This is a genomic window from Bacillus cereus group sp. MYBKT14-1 (assembly GCF_051915185.1).
Taxonomy (GTDB): Bacteria; Bacillota; Bacilli; order Bacillales; family Bacillaceae_G; genus Bacillus_A; species Bacillus_A cereus.
The window spans coordinates 1-20,455 of record NZ_JBQAEF010000025.1; the positions used below are offsets into that span (position 1 = coordinate 1).

A 20,455-nucleotide genomic window follows, 5' to 3' on the forward strand; every position below is an offset into this window, starting at 1 on the left:
GTTCATCCTGAGCCAGGATCAAACTCTCCAATAAAGTTAGTTTGTCTAGCATCTAAAATAAAAATTGACGTTTCACGTTGTTTGTTTCGTTCAGTTTTCAAAGAACTACTTCGTCACTCGGAAGCGACTTTATCAATATAACATTTCGTTATATTTTCGTCAACAACTTTTTTTCAATAAGTTGTTTTTCGTTTGTTTTGTTTGTTACCTTTCGTGGCAACGAATATAAATATACCAGTTTGATTATTAAAATGCAATAGTTTTTCTAATAAAATTTTTAACTTAGTAAAAAAGTATAAAAACAGCACATTTCTTCTATATAAATATAATTTCTCGCACTATCAAAACTTACTATACCCACGCAACTCATGCTCAAATAAAAAAAGCTTTGGAGAAATCTCCAAAGCTTAGTCTTGTTTATGGCGCATAGCAGGGAATAATAATACATCACGAATAGATGGTGCATTTGTTAATAACATAACTAGACGATCAATACCGATTCCTAATCCACCCGTAGGAGGCATACCGTACTCAAGAGCTTCAATATAATCGTCATCCATCATATGAGCTTCATCATTACCTTGTTCGCGCTCTTTTAATTGCGCTTCAAAACGTTCTTTTTGATCGATTGGATCATTTAACTCAGTGAATGCATTTGCATGTTCACGCGCAACGATAAATAATTCGAAACGATCTGTAAATCTTGGATCTTCATCATTCTTTTTCGCAAGCGGCGAGATTTCTACCGGATGACCGTAAATAAATGTTGGTTGGATTAATTTATCTTCTACTTTTTGTTCGAAGAATTCATTTATAATATGACCAACTTCCATTGTATCTTTAATTTCTACATTATATTCTTTTGCAAGCTCACGTGCTTCTTCTACACTCATCGGATTCCAGAAATCAGCTCCAGAGTATTGCTTAATCGCATCTACCATATGAAGACGTGTCCATTCTGGTTCTAGATTAATTTCATAATCACCATACTGGATTGTTGTTGTACCCAGTACTTTTTTCGCGATATGAGCAACCATATCTTCTGTTAACTTCATAATATCTTTATAATCAGCGTATGCTTCATATAATTCAATCATCGTAAACTCAGGGTTATGACGAGTTGATACACCCTCATTACGGAATACACGGCCAATCTCATATACTTTTTCCAAACCACCCACAATAAGACGCTTTAAATGTAGCTCAATTGCGATACGCATATATAATTCCATATCTAACGCATTATGATGTGTAGTGAAAGGACGCGCAGAAGCTCCACCTGCAATTGCATGCATCATAGGTGTTTCCACTTCAAGATAACCGTTGTCATCTAGGTATCTTCTCATCTCACGAATGATTTTACTACGAGTAACGAACGTTTCACGACTTTCCATACTTGTAATTAAGTCTAAGTAACGTTGACGGTAGCGTTGTTCAACATCTTTTAATCCATGGTATTTATCTGGTAATGGACGAAGAGATTTCGTTAATAGCGTAAAGCCTGTTGCTTTTACTGAAAGTTCTCCAACGTTTGTTTTGAACACTTTACCTTCAATACCTACTAAATCACCTAAATCTGCTGTTTTAAATAATTCATACTCGTCATCTCCAACAGCATCTTTACGAACATAAATTTGAACTTGTCCATGTAAATCTTGAACGTGTGCAAATCCAGCTTTCCCTTTTCCGCGTTTTGTCATAATACGACCAGCGATAGAAACAGCGATTTCCTTCTCCTCTAATTCTTCCTTAGAGAACTCTCCATATAGACTCACTAAATCAGTTGTTGAATTTGTGCGTTCAAATCTTTTACCGAACGGGTCAATTCCTTGTTCACGTAAATTATGTAGCTTTTCACGACGAACAATCAATTGGTCGTTTAATTCTTCGTGGTTCATGTTATCCATGATATTGATATCACTCCAGCTCTATTTAATTTTACAATATATACAGTATAGCATTTTCTACTCAACTAGAAAAACTGCCAGCAACTAACTGGCAGCTCTTCTTTCTTTCACGTAATTATAGGAAGTGTATAGAAGAATGTCAATCTCCTATGTCTATTATTAACCAACGTAAATTGTTTGTTGTTTCGCTTCCACTTCTTCTACAAATGTACCTAACACATTCGCAAGGTCTTCCCGTGTGTTACAAGCATTAATACCATTACGTACACTCGCATTACCACGAACACCTTTTAAATACCAAGCTGCATGTTTTCTCATCTCTCTTACAGCGACACTTTCGTTCTTTAAGTCAATAAGACGATCTAGATGTAACATACATACATCAATTTTCTCGCGCACTGTTGGTTCCGGCATTAATTCACCTGTCTCCAAATACTTTACCGTACGATAAATCATCCACGGATCTCCAAGAGCCGCACGACCAATCATAACACCATCTACACCAATTTCATCAAGCATACGCTTTGCATCTTGCGGCGTTGCGACATCACCATTTCCGATAACCGGGATATTTACAGATTGTTTTACTTGTTTAATAATATCCCAATCCGCTTTTCCTTCATACATTTGCACTCGTGTACGTCCGTGAACCGCCACAGCTTGGCCACCAGCACGCTCAACAGCCCTAGCATTTTCTATTGCGAAAATATGTTCTTCATCCCAACCGATACGCATTTTAACTGTAACCGGCTTTTCTACAGCATCTACAACCGCTGCTACCATTTCATATATTTTATTCGGATCTAAAAGCCACCTTGCCCCCGCATCACATTTAACGATTTTCGGCACTGGACAACCCATATTAATATCAATTATGTCTGCTGTCGTATATTTATCTACATATTTCGCAGCATCTACAAGAGTTTCTTTCTCTCCACCAAAAATTTGTAAACTTAATGGCTTTTCTCTCTCGTCGATATATAACATATCTAATGTTCTTTTATTATTAAGTAATATTGCCTTATCACTTACCATTTCAGCACAAACTAAGCCGGCACCAAATTCTTTTACTGTTAAACGGAATGCAGAGTTACACACTCCCGCCATCGGTGCTAGTACAACCGGATTTTTCATCTCGATATTTGCAATCTTTAACAATCAACCTACTCCTTCCTGTACAATCACTTTGGCATTAATTCCTCTATCGAAACATTTAATGCCTTAGCAACTTCTACTACAAAATCTTGAGAAGGCGATCTATTCCCTCTCTCAACCTCACCTAAAACAGATACAGATACCCCTAGTTCTTTAGCAAAACCTTCTTGTGTATAGCCTTTTAGCTTTCGAAAAGCACGAATGCGTCTTCCCCATTTTTCTGCTTCCATACCGTTACTCCCTCTCGCCTTTTCATTTCTTCTACTTGTGAACGTGAAATGTTTTGTTTTATGTCTTGATTAATCTCTAACAACGGAACGATAACAAAAGCTCTTTCAAACATCCGCGGATGCGGAACAATAAGATTCTCTGCTTCAATATTCTCTTGATTATAAAGTAAAATGTCAAGGTCGATAGTCCTCGGCCCCCACCTAATTTCCCTTTTTCTTCCTAGGTCATTTTCTACTTTTTGTGTTACTTTCAATAACTCTTGTGGTGATAAATTGGTAGAAATTTTTATAACTAAATTTAAAAAGCAACTTTGGTCAGTATAGCCAACTGGCTCAGTTTCATATACAGATGAAATATCATCAACCTGAATATAAGGATTTTTATTTAAAAACTGAATCGCTTCAGTTAGATACGTATAACGCTCTCCAATATTTGACCCTAATGCAATGTAAGCTATATTGTTCATGGACGTTCTCTCGTAATTTCTACTGCTACAGCACGATAATGACCCGGTATCGGTGGATCCGGCTTAATTACCTTAATTGTACAGCGTGAAATACTTTCATATTGTTTTAATATATCTGCAGCAATATTTTCAGCGATACTCTCCACAAGCTTATACTTTCTATCCTCAACAACTTTTCTACATAATTCGAAAAGCTCTCCATAATTGACCGAATGCTCTAAGTCATCACTTTCCCCTGCACGCTTTAAATCCAACTCCACCGTTAAGTCAACTTTAAATCTCTGACCTAATTTATTCTCCTCTGGGAACACACCATGATAACCATAAAACTCCATATCATGGATATAAATTTTATCCAATTACCTTACCCCCTTACCAATCATCGCATCCATCATTTTAGCCATACGCGCCATTTCTTTCACATCATGGACACGAACAAACTCACAGCCCTTTTCAATACCAAGACAAACGGTAGCTCCTGTTCCCTCAAGGCGTTCCTCCACTGGCAAATCTAATACGTGCCCAATAAAGGACTTTCTCGAAGTACCTAAGAGAACTGGATAACCTAGCACATTTAACTGTTCTAAATTACGCATCGCCTCTAAGTTCTGCTCAGGTGTTTTAGCAAAACCGATACCTGGATCTAAAATAATATTCTCATCTGGCACACCAGCATTTTTAGCAATTTTAATACTGTCATACAAATCAGCAATCATATCCGCCATTAAATTACGATAATTCATATTATCGCGGTTATGCATTAAAATGATGGGTACATCATAATGAGCTGCGACTTCAGCAATTTTTGGCTCCGCCTTCGCTCCCCAAATATCATTAATAATATGAGCACCAGCCTCAATTGCTTGCTTTGCAACTTCAGCTTTATATGTATCGATAGATATAGGCAATTTTACTTCTTTTGAAACTGCTTGAATCATCGGGACAACTCGCTTTATTTCTTCTTCTACTGATACTTTAGCAAAACCTGGGCGAGTAGATTCGCCACCAATATCAATAATATGAGCACCTTGACCTTGCATTTCTTTTGCGTGACGTACCGCAGCATCTACCTCGTTGTAACTCCCACCATCAGAAAACGAATCTGGTGTTACATTTAAAATCCCCATAATTAATGTTTTTTCATTTAAATTCAATGTATATTCGCCGCAGCGCAAATCATAATCCCACTTCAAACTACACATCTCCTCTTCGTAGTTCATTTCTGCTCCATAATTTCTCTCTTTGCATTCCATAAAGGTACATTAAACTTTTTGTAACCACTCCTACTTTACCCGGGAAATCCTGCGCTTCTATACGATAAAGCGGAACAATTTCTTGAATGGAGTTTGTTACGAAGACTTCATCCGCTGAAAGTAGCTCATCTTTTGTAAAGAAACCTTCCTTTACTTCTATATTTAATTCTTCAGCACTCTTTATAATAAACGCACGAGTGATACCATTTAAAATCCCTGTCTCTAACGAAGGTGTATATAAAACATCACCTTTCACAAAAAATAGATTCGAAACAATGCCCTCTGCAACATAACCTGCTTCAGTGAGGAAAATACCTTCCTTACTCACAACATTTCCAATTTCACGCTTCCCTAAAATATTATTTAAATAGTGATGAGACTTCAGGCGAAATGTCCCTTCCGGTGTATTTCGCACTTGTTTTAGAATAACACCTTCTTTTTCCACTACATCCCCTGGAGCTGTTAAAGGTTTTATAAAAACAATAACAGAAGGCTCTTCATACATTTCCGTTTGTAATCCTATTTCATCTATACCCGCCGATACATTAAAACGTACATATGCATGCTTCAATTCATTCTTAGCGAGTAAATCTTTCAAAATAAGCATCACATCATTTTTTGTCATTGTCCATTTAATTTGCAATGTATCCAGCGCCTCTATTAAACGGTTATAATGATCATCCAATAAGAAAGGATGACCATTATAAATACGAAACGTTTCAAAAACTCCAAGACCATATAAATAACCATGATCATAAGGAGAAATTCTCGCTTCACTTGCTTCTACATACTGACCATTTACGTAAATTAACATAATGTCGCACTTGGACTGTATTTACGAATGAAATTCTGCAACAGCTCTTTCCCATGAGAAGTCATAATAGATTCTGGATGGAATTGCACACCCTCTATCGGCAATGTCTTATGACGAAGTGCCATAATTTCCCCTTCCTCTGTCCAAGATGTTACCTCTAAGCAATCGGGTAACGTCTCTTTCTTAACAATAAGGGAATGATAGCGCGTCGCAGTAAACGGATTAGGAATATCCGAAAAAATCGTCTTTCCATCATGATGCATAAGCGACGTTTTTCCATGCATTAATCGCTCTGCACGGACAACCTCTCCACCAAACACTTGTGCAATGGATTGATGCCCTAGACAAACACCAAAAATCGGAATCTTTCCAGCAAAGTATTTAATAACTTCCATACTAATCCCAGCTTCATTAGGACTGCACGGACCTGGAGAAATCATTAGAAAATCTGGTTTCATATTCTCAATATCTGAAATGGTCACTTCATCGTTACGTTTAACAACGAGCTCTTGTCCAAGTTCTCCAAGAAACTGCACTAAATTAAATGTAAAAGAATCATAATTATCAATCATTAATATCATTTCTCTCACCTAACCGTTTCTTCACTACGTTCTTTTGCACGCCATAAAGCAATCGCCTTTTTTAACGACTCTTTATATTCATTTTCCGGATTTGAATCAATTACAATTCCCGCCCCTGCTTGTACATGAGCTTTTCCATCTTTAGCAAGAAGTGTTCTAATTACAATATTCAATTCTGTATCTCCAGAATAACCAATCCAACCGATTGACCCTGTATAAATCCCTCTTCGAACAGGTTCTAATTCCTCAATAATTTCCATCGTACGTATTTTTGGGGCACCAGTAATTGTTCCCCCAGGGAATACAGCCTTCACTAAATCAAAAGCATCTTTATCTTCTTCCACCTCACCACGCACATTAGAAACAATATGCATAACATGTGAGTATTTCTCAATTACCATAAATTCATCTACTTCTACAGTGCCATATTTACAAACACGTCCTAAATCATTTCTTTCTAAATCCACAAGCATTACATGCTCTGCTCTTTCTTTTTCGTTCTCAATTAATTCTCTTGCTAATTCTTCATCCTCTTGCTCATCCGCGCCTCTAGATCTCGTTCCAGCAATCGGTCTTGTACTTACTTCAGTTCCTTGTTTCTTAATTAACAACTCTGGCGATCCACTAACGATTTGAAAATCCCCAAGCTCCAGGTAACCCATATATGGAGATGGATTAATTTCACGAAGACTTGTATAAATTTCTAGTGGGTGTGTCTGTAACGTTCTTTCTTGTCTCGTCGACAAGTTTACTTGGAACACATCACCCGCTCCAATATATTCTTGAATACATTCAACTGCCTTCATAAAGCCAGCTTCAGTAAAAGCAACTGCTTCACTTTTCTTTTCAGGACTTTCAAAGGGCACGGTCACTTCAGGCGCTTCTGTCATCCAAAGACTCTTCCACTCATTTAGCCGTTCTTTCGCCTCTTCATATTTATCTACATAATGCGTAATAACCCATAACACTTGTTCTTTTTGATCATAGACAAATACGTCATCAAATAACAAAAAGAAGATGTCAGGTATATTAATATCATCTTCCGCAAGAGAAGGTAGCTTTTCAATATAACGGATACAGTCATAACTGAAATAGCCAATTGCACCACCTTGAAAAGGCGGATACTCTGGGTTATAGTCCGTCTTCCATTGTTCCATATATTCTTGCATTAAATCTAACGGATTCCCTCGTTTTATTGTTTCCTTACCACTTTCACTTATATGTAACGTTTCATCCTTCCCTCGAATTACCGCTACTGGGTTCAGCCCTACAATGTTATAACGACCGCCACGGCCGCTTTCTAACAAAATATGTTGCGATTTACCCTGAGAAAGAAATTTATATTGCTTAAAGAAATCTAACTGATATGGAATAGAAAGCGCTAAAGATTTTCTTCGTTGCATATCAACACCCCGTCTTCTTTTATCCCACCCTCTTAGATAAACCAGCTCAAACTACATAAGTTATTTATATAGAGATTGATTATACTCGAAGGCTAGTGAAAATAATTTAATTATACTACCTCTTATTTTACATGAAGTTTTCTAGTCATTCACTCTTTTCCTATTTCCAATCCCAAAAGAAAAAGCACCCTTTTTCAAGGATGCTTTTTCAATCGCGTTTAATTAGGATTCAAATTGATAAAGTGGTGTACTTAAATAACGTTCACCGTTACTCGGGATAATAACAAGTACCTTTTTCCCTTTACCTAACTTTTTCGCAACCTCTGTTGCTGCATAAATAACTGCGCCTGAAGAGATACCAACTAAAATACCTTCCTCTTTAGCCACTCTTCTCGCATATTCAAATGCTTGCTCTGTTTTCACTTGAATAATTTCATCATATACTTCTACATCCAACGTCTCCGGAACAAATCCCGCCCCAATTCCTTGGATTTTATGTGGACCTGGCTTCCCACCAGATAATACTGGTGAATCTGCAGGTTCTACTGCATAAATTTTAATATCTTTATACGCTTCCTTCAGTACTTCACCAGCACCAGTAATCGTTCCACCTGTACCAATACCTGCAATAAACGCATCTAATTGGTCGCCCATTTGTTCAATAATTTCTGGACCTGTTGTTAAACGGTGAATTTCTGGATTCGATCGGTTTTTGAACTGTTGTGGTATAAAGTAGCCATGTTCTTTTGCTAATTCAGTCGCTTTACGAATTGCTCCACCCATTCCTTCAGGCCCTGGAGTCAATACTAATTCCGCACCGTAAGCACGTAATAAATTACGACGCTCAATACTCATTGTTTCTGGCATTACTAAGATTGCATTATATCCTTTAGCAGCCGCTACCATCGCTAAACCAATTCCTGTGTTACCACTTGTCGGCTCAATGATTGTATCGCCCTCTTTTAATAATCCCTTTTTTTCAGCATCTTCAATCATAGCTAATGCGATACGATCTTTAACACTACTCCCCGGATTCATAAATTCTAATTTCAAGTATATATCTGCGCTGTCTGATTCTACGATGCGGTTCAACTTAACGATCGGCGTTTTCCCGATTAATTCTGAAACTGATTGTGCCACTCGCATTCCTGTCACTCCTAACACCGAGTATTTTTATTGGTTTTATCTATATTTAGATTTTGTCAGAAAATTCCCTGTTTGTCAATTCATTTGGAGGATTGCTCCTCTTAATTCCCTTATTACAAATTCTCGATTAAATTTGTAATATCTTCTTTAGAGAACTTGTATCGTTCATTACAGAAATGACAGTGAACTTCTGTCTCTTCCTCTTCTTCACGAACTTGCTCTAACTCTGTTTTACCTAAACTAATTAATACACTCTCAATACGCTCGCGTGAGCATGTGCAATTAAATTGAACATCCATTGTTTCTAATACTTTTACTTTATCTTCTCCAAGAACTGCATATAGTAGCTCTTCCGGAGAAAGACCTTGTTCAATCAACGTTGATACAGGTGGAATCTTTTGTAAACGGTCTTCAATAAATGAAATCGTTTCATCTTGCGCACCCGGCATAATTTGAAGGATGAATCCACCTGCCGCTAATATGCTATCATCTCCATTTACAAGAACACCAACACCTACAGAAGAAGGCGTTTGTTCAGAAACTGCAAAATAATACGTAAAGTCTTCTCCTAATTCTCCTGAAACGATTGGAGATTGACCAATAAACGGCTCACGCATTCCAATATCTTTAATTACAGTTACAAACCCCTCTGTACCTACCGCTTGATATACACGTAACTTCCCTTGTTCTGTTCCTTCAAAATCAACATGCGGATTCGTTACATAACCACGTACATCTCCATTTGCATGAGCATCTACTAAGATAGGGCCAATTGGACCGTTACCTTCTACCTTAATCGTTAACTTTTGCTCGCCCTTTAACATTGCGCCCATCATTGTACCCGCAGTCAAAGAACGCCCTAGTGCTGCTGAAGCTGTTCTCCATGTATCATGACGTCTTTGCGCCTCACTTACTGTATTTGTTGTACGCACACTATACGCACGCACTTCTCCATCAAATGCTAACGCTTTTACTAAATAATCTTTCATACGTATTTATTCACCTTTCTCATGCTGTAAATTTGCATTACGTTCATATAACATATACAAACCTTTTAACGTTAAAAACGGATCTACAATATCAATTACATTCGATTCTTCGGAAATTAATTTTGCCAATCCACCTGTTGCAATAACTTTAGGTTCTTGTCTAGCTTCTTCTTTCATACGCTTAACAATACCTTCCACTTGTCCAACATAACCATAAAGAATACCAGATTGCATCGCACTTACTGTATTTTTCCCAACAACACTGCTTGGTTTTGTAATTTCGATACGAGGAAGTTTTGCTGCTCTGCTATATAAAGCCTCTGCTGAAATCATAATTCCTGGCGTAATAACTCCACCCATATAATGTTTTTCTTCGTTAATATAACAATATGTAGTAGCCGTACCAAAATCAACAATAATGAGCGGACTTCCATATAAGTGGATTCCTGCTACTGCATTTACAATTCGGTCTGCGCCTACTTCACGCGGATTTTCATATTTAATATTTAGTCCTGTTTTTATCCCAGGCCCTACTACAAGCGGTTTAATTTTAAAATATTTTTCACACATGCGCTCTAAAGCAAACATAATTGGTGGTACGACTGAAGACACAATAATACCTTTCACATCTTCAAACGAAAGACCCTCATGCTCAAGCAATTGCTTTACAAGCATTCCATATTCATCTTCTGTCTTATGACGATCTGTTTCCATGCGCCAATGCTGACGAAGTTCCCCCTCTTCAAACACACCTAGTACAGCATTTGTGTTCCCTACATCCAATACAAAAATCATATTCTCACCACTTATCTTATTTAATCTATATTTGTGCAGTATGTATAAAACTTATAAAAACATCATATCACACATACTTATATAATCAGCTTTCCTATCCTCATCATTTTACAAAAAGATTGCTCTCTATTTCAATTTTTAATACTAGTTTTACTTAAATTACTTTATCCACTAAGTTCTCAATAGTAATTAACAAAGATTTTAACAAACAAAAAAGGAGTGACGATAGTCACTCCTTCACTTCTTACTTATCTTCTTTATCTTCATCGTCTTTCTTCATGTTGATGTTTACTTTCACATCATCTGAAGATGTTGGACGTTCTGGCAATCTGCCGTAATCACATAAATGATTGATTTGCTCTGCATCTAACGTTTCTACTTCAAGTAACGTTTGTGCGATAATATCTAGTTTATCACGGTTTTCAGTAAGAATTTGTTTTGCACGAGCATAACATTCTTTCATAATTGATTGCATTTCCATATCGATTTCATGTGCAATCGCATCACTATAGTTTTGTTCTGAGTGGAAGTCTCTTCCTAAGAACACTTGACCACCTTGCGAGCTACCAAATTGCATCGGTCCAAGTTTGTCACTCATACCAAATTCCGTAACCATACGTCTTGCAATACCAGTCGCACGTTGGAAGTCATTATGAGCACCTGTACTCACTTCACCAAATACAATCTCCTCAGCTACTCGGCCACCAAGTAAACCAGTGATTTTATCAAGTAACTCTGGTTTCGTCATGAAGTAACGATCTTCTTTCGGAAGCATTACCGCATATCCACCAGCCTGACCACGAGGGACAATTGTTACTTTATGAACGACATCTGCTTCATCGAGAACAACACCAATTACAGTATGACCTGCTTCATGGAAAGCAACGATATTACGTTCTTTTTCAGAGATAACACGACTTTTCTTAGCTGGACCTGCAATAACACGATCCGTCGCTTCATCGATATCACTCATATCAATTTTCTTCTTATCTTGACGTGCAGCTACTAAAGCAGCTTCGTTTAATAAGTTTTCAAGATCCGCACCAGAGAATCCTGGTGTACGAGTCGCAATTGCTCTTAAATTAATATGCTCATCAAGTGGTTTATTACGCGCATGTACTTTCAGTACAGCTTCACGGCCATTTACATCTGGACGATCTACTGTAATTTGACGGTCAAAACGACCTGGACGTAATAACGCTGGGTCAAGAATGTCTGGACGGTTTGTCGCAGCAACGATAATAATACCTTCGTTTGCACCGAATCCATCCATTTCAACAAGTAATTGGTTCAATGTTTGCTCACGCTCATCATGACCACCACCAAGACCTGCGCCACGTTGACGACCTACTGCATCAATTTCATCAATGAAAATGATACAAGGAGCATTTTTCTTTGCATTTTCAAATAAATCACGTACACGTGATGCACCGACACCGACAAACATCTCTACGAAGTCAGAACCACTGATAGAGAAGAATGGAACGCCAGCCTCACCTGCAACAGCACGTGCTAATAAAGTTTTACCTGTACCTGGAGGTCCAACTAATAGGACACCCTTTGGAATACGAGCACCAACTTCAGAGAACTTACGAGGGTCTTTCAAGAATTCAACTACCTCAACAAGTTCTTGTTTCTCTTCATCCGCACCAGCAACATCTCTGAAACGAACTTTTTTCTTTTCATCATTATATAACTTCGCCTTACTTTTCCCGAAGTTCATAACACGGCTACCGCCGCCTTGAGCTTGGTTTAATAAGAAGAAGAATAAAATGAAGATGATGACAAATGGAATGATTGAAGTAAAGAATGTTACCCAAGCACTTGTTTCTTCTGCTGGTTGATACTTAACTTCGGCACCTTTCGCTTTATCATTAATTTTCTTTTGTAATTCCTCAGTATTTGGTGCATAAGTAACAAATTGTTCTCCTTGGCTAGAGTTATTAAATTGTCCTTTTACCTCAAATACACCATTTTTCGGTTGAAGTTGCACATTACGCACTTCACCGCTTTCTAGTTTAGTAATGAATTTGTCGTAGCTAACTGATGTCGTTTTTTGTGTCGAACCATTAAAATAGCTCACGATTCCAATTACTACTAAGAATATCAGTAAATAAAAGATGGTATTACGGAAGATACGATTCATTCCTAACCTCCTCTCACGGCATAAACACTATAGTAAATCGTAACATAGAAAAACTTTCCTATACAATTGTGAAGCCTATATTTAATTAATTTGAGTAAACGCTTGGTTTTAATACGCCTACATAAGGAAGATTACGGTATTGCTCTTTATAATCTAATCCATATCCTACTACAAATTCATGTGGAACAGTAAATCCAACATAATCCGCTTTCAGATCAACCTTACGGCCTGTTGGCTTATCTAATAATGTAACAATTTTTACAGACTTCGCTTTACGATATTTGAATAAGTCTACTAAGTAGCTTAGTGTAAGACCACTATCAATAATATCTTCGACGATTAAAATATCGCGACCTTCTACAGAAGTATCAAGATCTTTTAAAATTTTCACTTCGCCTGTTGAAACTGTAGAGTGACCGTAACTAGATACAGCCATAAAATCCATTTCAAGATATGTATCTGTTCTCTTTAATAAATCTGCCATGAATGGCATTGCGCCTTTTAATACACCAATTGCAAGAGGTACTGTGTTTTTATAATCCTCTGCAATAATTGCACCTAGTTCGCGCACCTTTTCTTGTATTTGCTCTTCAGAAATTAATACTTTTTCGATATCTTGATTCATCATTTCATTATCCTCCCGGAAGACTCCTTGCTTTTGTAGTGAATAATCATATATTTATCCTTCTTTGCCATCTCTTTCGAAATTGCAAATGCAGATCGTTTCAACAAGGGTACCCAAATAATAGTCCCACTTGCATCACAAACGACCGGCCATTCTTCTCTTTTTTCTTTCGGTACTTTCGCTTCGATAAAAATAGCTTTTATCTTTTTCGTGCCATTCATACCTTGTATTGACATGCGATCTCCATTTTCTCTAGAACGAATACGAAGTGGATATGATATATCATTATACTTAGCAACAAATACTGTTTCATTCATGTTACTTGGTATATCTTCGCTCACCTCTGTTACAAATTCATCCCCGTTCAATAGCGTAATGGTCCCGGGTACTAATAAATCTTGTGAAAAAGGAGAGACAATTTCTTGTTTAAATCTAAAGCTACACTCCTCGTATGAACGAACAATTTTCAAATCACCCGGAAAATCAAGTGAACCTGAAGGTTGTGTCCGCTTAAAAAACTCAATCAACTTGTCAATATGTATAGAAGAAAGAGAAGATGGAATCTTATATTCATAAAGATAGTTTAATATTAGTTGAATCCCTCTTCTTTGTAAAGGCATAGACATGGATTCAAAGGCAGGAATTGATAAGCTAATTTGTTTATCACTTTTTTTTGTAATTACTTTATTCATTTTCTCAAAAGCTAATTCCTGCAAATAAGCCTCATCCTCTTGCATCTGCACGCTAAATTTTTGGAATTTCTCATGCATTTGTGGATTTTCTTCTTTCAAATGAGGAAGGACATATTTACGTAATCGATTCCTTGTATATACTTCCTTTTTATTACTCGGATCTATACGTGGCATTAAATTTAGCTTATTACAGTAATCAACAATTTCTTCCTTCGTTACGCCAAGTAACGGCCTAATTAAATATCCATTATGAAAAGGACGCTTCACTGCAATTCCTGCATATCCTTTCGGAGTACTCCCTCTTACAAGACGCATTAAAATTGTCTCGACTTGATCATCTCCATGATGTCCAAGAGCAACATATCTCGCATCATATTTCTTCATTATTCTTTCCAAAAATGCATATCTGCATTCTCTCGCAGCAACCTGTGCATTCATTCCGTATTGCTGTTGATATTGTGATACATTAATCCTTATCGTTTCACAAATAATTCCCAGTTCTTCACAAAGGCCCTGCACAAACTGTAAATCCTCATAAGATTCATCACCTCTAAACATATGATCCACATGAGCAACTACAATTGCCAACTGTTTTTCCGCTCTTTTTTCTAATAAATAATATAAAAGCGCTAACGAGTCAGGACCACCAGAAACTCCCACAACAATTGTTGAATCATTCTTTAATACATCATGCTGCTTTACAAAGTCATCTACTTTTTCAACAAATGTATCTTTCAACTTCGCAATCACCTTTCATTAAACAAGAACAGCAACCTTAGTCACCTTGTCTACAATGGTACAACTTTTACAAACATTGTGCAAAAAAAAGATATACAAAAATTACATTTTTATCTTACATCCTCCGTGTATATTCACAAAATTAATAACATTACCTTTTCCCACAAAAAAACCTAGGTATTCACCTAGGTTTTTAAAATCAAATTATAGATAAACATTCCACTTATATTTTACTGCGCCTGCATTCCTACAATCGGAATCGTAGCCCACTTCGGCATATTTTTCTTCACTTTTGCCACTACAATAGTCATATCATCATTTATATAACCATCACAAGAGCGAATCACTTCTTCCATAATGATATCAGCAATTTCTTGCGGGTCTTCGGTTTGCAATTCTTTAATTTTTCGTTTCATCCACAATTCATGATTCTCCACATGCTGTGCTCCTTCAAAAATCCCATCGCTCATCATAATAAGAATATCGCCCGTTTTTAATTGTTCACCCACCACATCAACTTCAACATCTTCGATGATTCCCATCGGCAAATTACTTGCTTCAATTTTCAAAATATTATTTGCGCGTTTAACAAAACTCGGCGTCGATCCAATCTTTAAAAACCTTGCACTCGCATCCCGCAAATCTACCATAGCTAAATCTAATGTCGTAAACATTTCTTCTGTCGTTCTCAAAGAAAGAATTGAATTGATAGACTTAATTGCTATTTCTTCATCAATGCCTGATTGGAGTATTTTTTGTAATAATTTCACCGTTTCCTTACTTTCCATATGAGCTCTTTGCCCATTACCCATACCATCACTAATCGCAAGTGCATATTTACCAACACTTAAATCCATCATCGCATAAGAGTCACCCGAAACAAATCCACCGCCTTTTGCAGCTGTAGCCAATCCTGTATCAAGAGAATACGTCTTCGCCGAACCAAATGATATTAAACTATGGCCATTTGGATAAGAAGACTTTTCTTCATGTTTAACGACAATATTTTCTTTAAGGATATCTGAAAGCATCGGTGCAACTAACTTTTCACACTCACCATGTTCATTAGATGCAACTGGAATTAACATTTCAATATCAATACTTCCTCTATCTAAACAATAAATATCAACATGCTCTACTTCGACACCAAAATCTCGGAACGCTTGCATAATCTGTTCTTCCTGCACTTGATGATTTTCACGCTCTCGTTGTATCTCCTTAGCAAAATCCTCCATAACCTTTGATACACCTAATAGTTGCTCCGCTACTATTCTACGATTTTCCTTCATTTGTTTTCGTAATTTTTGTCCCTCATAGAAGTGATCTAATTCACCGGCTACTAAATCCGTCACTTTTTTCCCTCTCACACAATGCTTGTCCCACTCACGAACTAATTTACGATTATGTTGCAGGGTTCCTTCTTCCGTTTCATTCATTATTTGTTTCATATAATCGTACGTTTTATCAAAATTCACTACCCAGCATTGATCCTTTTTAAAGCATGTTTGACATGTTTTCGCAGTAATTGTACTCAAAAACAAATCTGCTTCTGTCTCTTTATCTTCTTCCTCTACATACCCATATACAGAAAAGCTATTAGATAAAGCAGCAAATACATTTGCAAATTGGTTGATTTTATTTGCTGTAACATCACGCATCCTTCTTAAATATTGTTGTTGATCTTGCGAATGCTCTTGTGTACCTGGCATAAATTTAGCAATACGATCCAAAACAAGCTTCGGTGTTAATAAGAAGATAACAATCGCTACACCTGACTCAATTAAAGTTGTTACAATATTTGTCTGTTTGTCTACATATAATGTAATTAAGCTTGTCCCAATTAATAAACCTAAACTAACACCTAAACGCTTTCCTTCTTTTAACAATCCACCAAGCAATCCAGAAAAAGCAAGAAGGCTAAGCTGAGACAAGCTAGACACATTTGCTAAACTTAATATTAGTCCTGTTACAACCCCCACTGTAGACCCTGTGGCAGCACCCGCAATAAATGCAAATACTAGCACTAAATACCTTGTAAAAATATGTTGAATAGAAGCATCATATACAAACCAATCTGTTGTACCCGTTAAAACAGATGCTAGTAATATAATCAAACAAACAATTTCTTCCGTCTCTAATGCCTGTTGTTTTCCTTTCCTTTCCACTAAAAGTGGGACACTTTGTAAAAATATCATAGTTAATACAAAACTAAGCCCAGCCTCAATGGTACTAACGAGTAAATCGTACATGGTGACAGTTTGTTGCGCAAAATATACAACAACTAAGTGTGCGGTTAATGCGGAGATAAATACTTGAAATGGAACAAGTCCAACAGTTTTACGTGTAAATCGACTAAAGAAGATATTATAAATGAAGAAGGTAAAGATAGATGCAAAGGTAAAAAACAAATTATCTATCGATACTGAAAGAGCTCCTCCCATTAGAGCTAAAAATGCTAGCGGCATCTTATCCCGCTTCATAACATAAACAGCAGCAAAAAATGGCAGTGCAAACGGTAAAATATTTGTTAATATATATGCTCGTCCCAAAAGAAAACCAATAACAACAATAATAAATCCCCATCTAAAGAAAACTTGCTCAAATTTCATTCGCAACTTACTCGTCCACTTTATTCCATCAAGCTGACTCTCATTCATTGCCAATGCACTTGTATTCATAGTATTCCTTCCTGCTTTAGGCATATTTTTAACACCACCTGCATAGTTTAATTACTGTCATTATAAAAGATGATTGTTGGTTTTTTTGTCAAAACAACAGTTTTCACTTTTATAATCGTTCGACTTTTTATTCGAAATAACTCTACAGATATACAGGGTATGTAAGTTATTTTCGATATTTTAATTAAACATTCAGAAAATATAGGGTGATTTTGTAGAAGTGTTGTATATCTTAATTTATTTAACAAAAAAAGATCATGCAAATTTGCATGATCTTTTTAGATGACCCGTACGGGATTCGAACCCGTGTTACCGCCGTGAAAGGGCGGTGTCTTAACCACTTGACCAACGGGCCGTTAAATTAAATATAGCGGCGGAGGGGATCGAACCCCCGACCTCACGGGTATGAACCGTACGCTCTAGCCAGCTGAGCTACACCGCCATGTCGTCTTATTTAACGGACAATTAGTATCTTACATCAGATACTAATTAAAGTCAACACATCTCAAAAACTTTTTTGAAAATATTTTTTACATATAAAAAAGCACCCTGAGACATTACTCTGGGTACCTCTCTATATGTTAAAAACTAAACGTCCTTATTATCCGCGACGCGCGCCACGGCCACCACGTTTAGACTCTGTGTTACGCTTTAAAGAAGTTAAACGATCTTCGCTATCTTTTAAGAAGCGTGCCATCTTTTGCTCAAATGTTTCTTTCGGAGCTCGGTCGTTACCGCCACCGCGATTATCTCTGTTGAAAGAGCGATTATTACGTTGTGGACGTCCAGAACGTTGTTGATCACCACCGCGTTGGTATTCACCACGTGGACGATCTCCTTCTGTTTTTTCACGTTCTTTCGCTTTTTTGATAGATAAACCAATCTTTCCATCTTTTTCAACATTAATAACTTTTACTTCTACTTGGTCGCCCACTTTTAAGTGATCGTTAATATCTTTTACATAGTTATCAGCAACTTCACTAATATGAACAAGACCCGTTAAGCCCTCTGGCAGCTCCACAAAAGCCCCAAAATTTGTAATACCTGTTACTTTACCCTGTAACTTGCTGCCTACCTCGATTGACATAAAAAAAATGCTCCTCCTTAGTGGTTAAAAAGTCAAATTTTACTTTATTATATATAATCCTAAAATATAGTGTCAATAAGACATACTCTACTTAGAAACAGGAAAAATTATCTCCCCTTTACCAGAGAAGAAATAATCCCTTCTAGCAATCTTTAATACGTACTCTTCATCATTTAACTTTTGAACTTCGTCTTTTAGACTTTTTTCTTTATTCGTTAATGAATCCAGTTCTTTTTTCATGTCCTTAACTTTTGCTTCTTTTGCTTTAATGGAACTGTTTTGTTGATAAAACGTTACACTAATACTCGCAATAATTGTAAAAGTAAAGACAAGAAAAACCGCTAAACGGCGATAAAGTCGCTTCCTGTTCTCATCCGTTTGTATTATATGCTCTTTAACAGGATTTGGACTCTGTTTTTCGATTGTTCTTTGTCTCAGTTCCCTCATTTCCGAGGTCCCCCTAACTTCTTTTTTATATGCTCCCATAGTTGGAAGATATGTCCCTTCAATTTTGCTATATATTGCAGGAACCCTATATGTTTCACTATAAAAAGTTTAACACGATTAGGGAGAAGTTTCCATATGAGCGAAGCAATAAATCGAACAGGCCAGAAAAAAACTTTCCATATGAAAAGTAATATCCAAATCACCATTTTCCATAACACATGTCCAATTGAAAGCAGTATACGAAATAAGAATAATATAAATGCAATAAATAGCTGCGCTATAATAATAACAGGTTTTATCATGAGTAGCTGTATAATTCGAACAAAAAAATATGTTGTTTGCATAAAAATATAGATGAGAAAATTTAACAGCTTCATGTATAGTGCCTTCAATAAGCTTTGATATGCCGCAAAACCACATAATAATGCCAAAAACACATATATACGTAGCTCAGCTTCATTTACGAGAAGCAATACATAAAAGACGAATAATGCTTGGACAATCCAAAATAATATATCATGTATAAATACAAGCCAACGTTTACGTTCTTGGCGCTTTAAAAAACGTTGATATGTATCTAAAGACGCTCCAATCCAAGCACCCATTCCAATCATTGAAAGCATTGTATACAACTGAATTGTTAAGCTCATTTAAACAACTTACTAAAGAAACCTTTAGTTTTTTCCCCTTGATTTTCATCAATATACAGCATCTCATTAACTTTCCCTTTAATCGACACAATACCTTTTTCCACATCTAAATTTTTCATTTGTAAATTTTGACCACGAATCGTTAAAAAACCCATTACGGTCTCTAGTAAAAACTCTTCGCTATCAAAACTCTCTACCTGCTTCACACCGGTAATATCAATTATACGCCTGCCACGCATAATAATGTCATGCTCTACAGAAACATTTTGTTGATTAGAAGACGTAGGTGAGTAACCATTATTCACGTAAATCCCCCCATAGGTTTTTACTAGCTAATAGTAATGTATGAGGGGATACATGATTTTAGAACAAGCCTTCTTCCGCTTTTACTTTTTCTTCACGAACTAAGCTATACATATTTGCTGCATCTTCTTTTTTAGTTGTTTCTTTTAATTCATTTATTTTCACAGTCACTATTTTTTGACCAAAACGAATTGTTAATTCATCAGCTACTTTCACATCAGAACTCGCTTTTGCCACTTGACCATTAATAGATATTCTTCCTTGATCAGCTACTTCTTTCGCTAATGTTCTTCTTTTAATTAAACGTGATACTTTTAAAAACTTATCTAGACGCATATCAAATCCCCCT

The 20,455-nt window shown here is 36.6% G+C and carries 21 protein-coding genes and 2 tRNA genes; all 23 read right to left on the bottom strand.

Annotation, left to right across the window (positions count from 1 at the left end; all coding sequences use genetic code 11):
* Positions 1-407 precede the first annotated feature (407 nt).
* The 23 genes from lysS to ACTFO4_RS28590 all read right to left on the bottom strand — a co-directional run bounded on the left by lysS (position 408) and on the right by ACTFO4_RS28590 (position 20,442).
* Positions 408-1,907, bottom strand: coding sequence for a lysine--tRNA ligase (gene lysS, locus ACTFO4_RS28480; RefSeq protein WP_061457951.1), 1,500 nt, complete (start codon positions 1,905-1,907; stop codon positions 408-410).
* Positions 1,908-2,066: 159 nt separating this feature from the next.
* Entirely contained in the window at positions 2,067-3,065 is a 999-nt protein-coding gene (gene dusB, locus ACTFO4_RS28485) for a tRNA dihydrouridine synthase DusB (RefSeq protein ID WP_000912251.1), read from the bottom strand.
* 23 nt (positions 3,066-3,088) lie between these two features.
* Positions 3,089-3,292 carry a helix-turn-helix domain-containing protein gene (locus tag ACTFO4_RS28490; RefSeq protein ID WP_000387031.1) on the bottom strand — a complete coding sequence of 68 codons (204 nt, stop codon included), beginning with the start codon at positions 3,290-3,292 and terminating at the stop codon, positions 3,089-3,091.
* A complete protein-coding gene (folK, locus tag ACTFO4_RS28495; protein ID WP_001059450.1) occupies positions 3,244-3,759 on the bottom strand; it encodes a 2-amino-4-hydroxy-6-hydroxymethyldihydropteridine diphosphokinase in 516 nt (171 codons plus the stop codon). The genes ACTFO4_RS28490 and folK overlap by 49 nt, the downstream gene beginning before the upstream one ends.
* Positions 3,756-4,118: a dihydroneopterin aldolase gene (gene folB, locus ACTFO4_RS28500; RefSeq protein WP_000358062.1), complete on the bottom strand. Its 363-nt coding sequence runs from the start codon at positions 4,116-4,118 to the stop codon at positions 3,756-3,758. Before folB ends, folK begins: the two co-directional genes overlap by 4 nt.
* Positions 4,119-4,979, bottom strand: a complete 861-nt coding sequence (gene folP / locus ACTFO4_RS28505; protein ID WP_002164656.1) for a dihydropteroate synthase — start codon at positions 4,977-4,979, stop codon at positions 4,119-4,121.
* Complete coding sequence (pabC, locus tag ACTFO4_RS28510) at positions 4,954-5,826, bottom strand: aminodeoxychorismate lyase (protein WP_000909884.1); 873 nt, start codon at positions 5,824-5,826, stop codon at positions 4,954-4,956. Before pabC ends, folP begins: the two co-directional genes overlap by 26 nt.
* Positions 5,820-6,407 carry an aminodeoxychorismate/anthranilate synthase component II gene (pabA, locus tag ACTFO4_RS28515; RefSeq protein ID WP_000602297.1) on the bottom strand — a complete coding sequence of 196 codons (588 nt, stop codon included), beginning with the start codon at positions 6,405-6,407 and terminating at the stop codon, positions 5,820-5,822. The genes pabC and pabA overlap by 7 nt, the downstream gene beginning before the upstream one ends.
* Before the next feature lie 5 nt (positions 6,408-6,412).
* Entirely contained in the window at positions 6,413-7,810 is a 1,398-nt protein-coding gene (gene pabB / locus ACTFO4_RS28520; protein WP_001189719.1) for an aminodeoxychorismate synthase component I, read from the bottom strand.
* A gap of 222 nt (positions 7,811-8,032) precedes the next feature.
* Positions 8,033-8,956 (bottom strand): cysteine synthase A, encoded by a 924-nt coding sequence (gene cysK, locus ACTFO4_RS28525; RefSeq protein ID WP_375035626.1) that lies wholly within the window; start codon positions 8,954-8,956, stop codon positions 8,033-8,035.
* A 113-nt stretch (positions 8,957-9,069) separates the two neighbouring features.
* Positions 9,070-9,945, bottom strand: coding sequence for a redox-regulated molecular chaperone HslO (hslO, locus tag ACTFO4_RS28530; protein WP_000656372.1), 876 nt, complete (start codon positions 9,943-9,945; stop codon positions 9,070-9,072).
* A gap of 6 nt (positions 9,946-9,951) precedes the next feature.
* The gene (locus ACTFO4_RS28535; protein ID WP_000578368.1) at positions 9,952-10,740 is read right to left on the bottom strand and encodes a type III pantothenate kinase; all 789 of its coding nucleotides are present in this window, start codon (positions 10,738-10,740) and stop codon (positions 9,952-9,954) included.
* Between the two features lie 244 nt (positions 10,741-10,984).
* Positions 10,985-12,886, bottom strand: coding sequence for an ATP-dependent zinc metalloprotease FtsH (gene ftsH, locus ACTFO4_RS28540; protein ID WP_001079674.1), 1,902 nt, complete (start codon positions 12,884-12,886; stop codon positions 10,985-10,987).
* A gap of 85 nt (positions 12,887-12,971) precedes the next feature.
* A complete protein-coding gene (gene hpt / locus ACTFO4_RS28545; RefSeq protein ID WP_000981842.1) occupies positions 12,972-13,514 on the bottom strand; it encodes a hypoxanthine phosphoribosyltransferase in 543 nt (180 codons plus the stop codon).
* Positions 13,511-14,941 (bottom strand): tRNA lysidine(34) synthetase TilS, encoded by a 1,431-nt coding sequence (gene tilS, locus ACTFO4_RS28550; protein WP_332285459.1) that lies wholly within the window; start codon positions 14,939-14,941, stop codon positions 13,511-13,513. The genes hpt and tilS overlap by 4 nt, the downstream gene beginning before the upstream one ends.
* A gap of 230 nt (positions 14,942-15,171) precedes the next feature.
* Positions 15,172-17,643 (bottom strand): stage II sporulation protein E, encoded by a 2,472-nt coding sequence (spoIIE, locus tag ACTFO4_RS28555; protein ID WP_001123541.1) that lies wholly within the window; start codon positions 17,641-17,643, stop codon positions 15,172-15,174.
* 259 nt (positions 17,644-17,902) lie between these two features.
* Positions 17,903-17,974, bottom strand: a tRNA-Glu gene (locus ACTFO4_RS28560).
* A 13-nt stretch (positions 17,975-17,987) separates the two neighbouring features.
* Positions 17,988-18,061, bottom strand: a tRNA-Met gene (locus ACTFO4_RS28565).
* A gap of 159 nt (positions 18,062-18,220) precedes the next feature.
* A complete protein-coding gene (locus ACTFO4_RS28570) occupies positions 18,221-18,706 on the bottom strand; it encodes a S1 domain-containing RNA-binding protein (protein ID WP_000021451.1) in 486 nt (161 codons plus the stop codon).
* An 87-nt stretch (positions 18,707-18,793) separates the two neighbouring features.
* Positions 18,794-19,153, bottom strand: coding sequence for a cell division protein DivIC (gene divIC / locus ACTFO4_RS28575; RefSeq protein ID WP_001208739.1), 360 nt, complete (start codon positions 19,151-19,153; stop codon positions 18,794-18,796).
* The gene (yabQ, locus tag ACTFO4_RS28580; protein WP_000059772.1) at positions 19,150-19,803 is read right to left on the bottom strand and encodes a spore cortex biosynthesis protein YabQ; all 654 of its coding nucleotides are present in this window, start codon (positions 19,801-19,803) and stop codon (positions 19,150-19,152) included. The genes divIC and yabQ overlap by 4 nt, the downstream gene beginning before the upstream one ends.
* Entirely contained in the window at positions 19,800-20,108 is a 309-nt protein-coding gene (gene yabP / locus ACTFO4_RS28585) for a sporulation protein YabP (RefSeq protein WP_001059104.1), read from the bottom strand. The genes yabQ and yabP overlap by 4 nt, the downstream gene beginning before the upstream one ends.
* Positions 20,109-20,166: 58 nt before the next feature.
* A complete protein-coding gene (locus ACTFO4_RS28590; RefSeq protein ID WP_001234876.1) occupies positions 20,167-20,442 on the bottom strand; it encodes an RNA-binding S4 domain-containing protein in 276 nt (91 codons plus the stop codon).
* Between the last annotated feature and the right edge of the window lie 13 nt (positions 20,443-20,455).

Excerpts from the sequence above, each read along its gene's own strand:
- pabA (WP_000602297.1), bottom strand. The coding sequence starts at position 6,407 with ATGATATTAATGATTGATAATTATGATTCTTTTACATTTAATTTAGTG.
- pabB (WP_001189719.1), bottom strand. The coding sequence starts at position 7,810 with ATGCAACGAAGAAAATCTTTAGCGCTTTCTATTCCATATCAGTTAGAT.
- spoIIE (WP_001123541.1), bottom strand. The coding sequence starts at position 17,643 with ATGCCTAAAGCAGGAAGGAATACTATGAATACAAGTGCATTGGCAATG.
- folP (WP_002164656.1), bottom strand. The coding sequence starts at position 4,979 with ATGAACTACGAAGAGGAGATGTGTAGTTTGAAGTGGGATTATGATTTG.
- ACTFO4_RS28535 (WP_000578368.1), bottom strand. The coding sequence starts at position 10,740 with ATGATTTTTGTATTGGATGTAGGGAACACAAATGCTGTACTAGGTGTG.
- cysK (WP_375035626.1), bottom strand. The coding sequence starts at position 8,956 with ATGCGAGTGGCACAATCAGTTTCAGAATTAATCGGGAAAACGCCGATC.
- pabC (WP_000909884.1), bottom strand. The coding sequence starts at position 5,826 with ATGTTAATTTACGTAAATGGTCAGTATGTAGAAGCAAGTGAAGCGAGA.
- hslO (WP_000656372.1), bottom strand. The coding sequence starts at position 9,945 with ATGAAAGATTATTTAGTAAAAGCGTTAGCATTTGATGGAGAAGTGCGT.
- hpt (WP_000981842.1), bottom strand. The coding sequence starts at position 13,514 with ATGATGAATCAAGATATCGAAAAAGTATTAATTTCTGAAGAGCAAATA.
- ACTFO4_RS28490 (WP_000387031.1), bottom strand. The coding sequence starts at position 3,292 with ATGGAAGCAGAAAAATGGGGAAGACGCATTCGTGCTTTTCGAAAGCTA.
- yabQ (WP_000059772.1), bottom strand. The coding sequence starts at position 19,803 with ATGAGCTTAACAATTCAGTTGTATACAATGCTTTCAATGATTGGAATG.
- ftsH (WP_001079674.1), bottom strand. The coding sequence starts at position 12,886 with ATGAATCGTATCTTCCGTAATACCATCTTTTATTTACTGATATTCTTA.
- ACTFO4_RS28570 (WP_000021451.1), bottom strand. The coding sequence starts at position 18,706 with ATGTCAATCGAGGTAGGCAGCAAGTTACAGGGTAAAGTAACAGGTATT.
- folK (WP_001059450.1), bottom strand. The coding sequence starts at position 3,759 with ATGAACAATATAGCTTACATTGCATTAGGGTCAAATATTGGAGAGCGT.
- ACTFO4_RS28590 (WP_001234876.1), bottom strand. The coding sequence starts at position 20,442 with ATGCGTCTAGATAAGTTTTTAAAAGTATCACGTTTAATTAAAAGAAGA.
- divIC (WP_001208739.1), bottom strand. The coding sequence starts at position 19,153 with ATGAGGGAACTGAGACAAAGAACAATCGAAAAACAGAGTCCAAATCCT.
- lysS (WP_061457951.1), bottom strand. The coding sequence starts at position 1,907 with ATGGATAACATGAACCACGAAGAATTAAACGACCAATTGATTGTTCGT.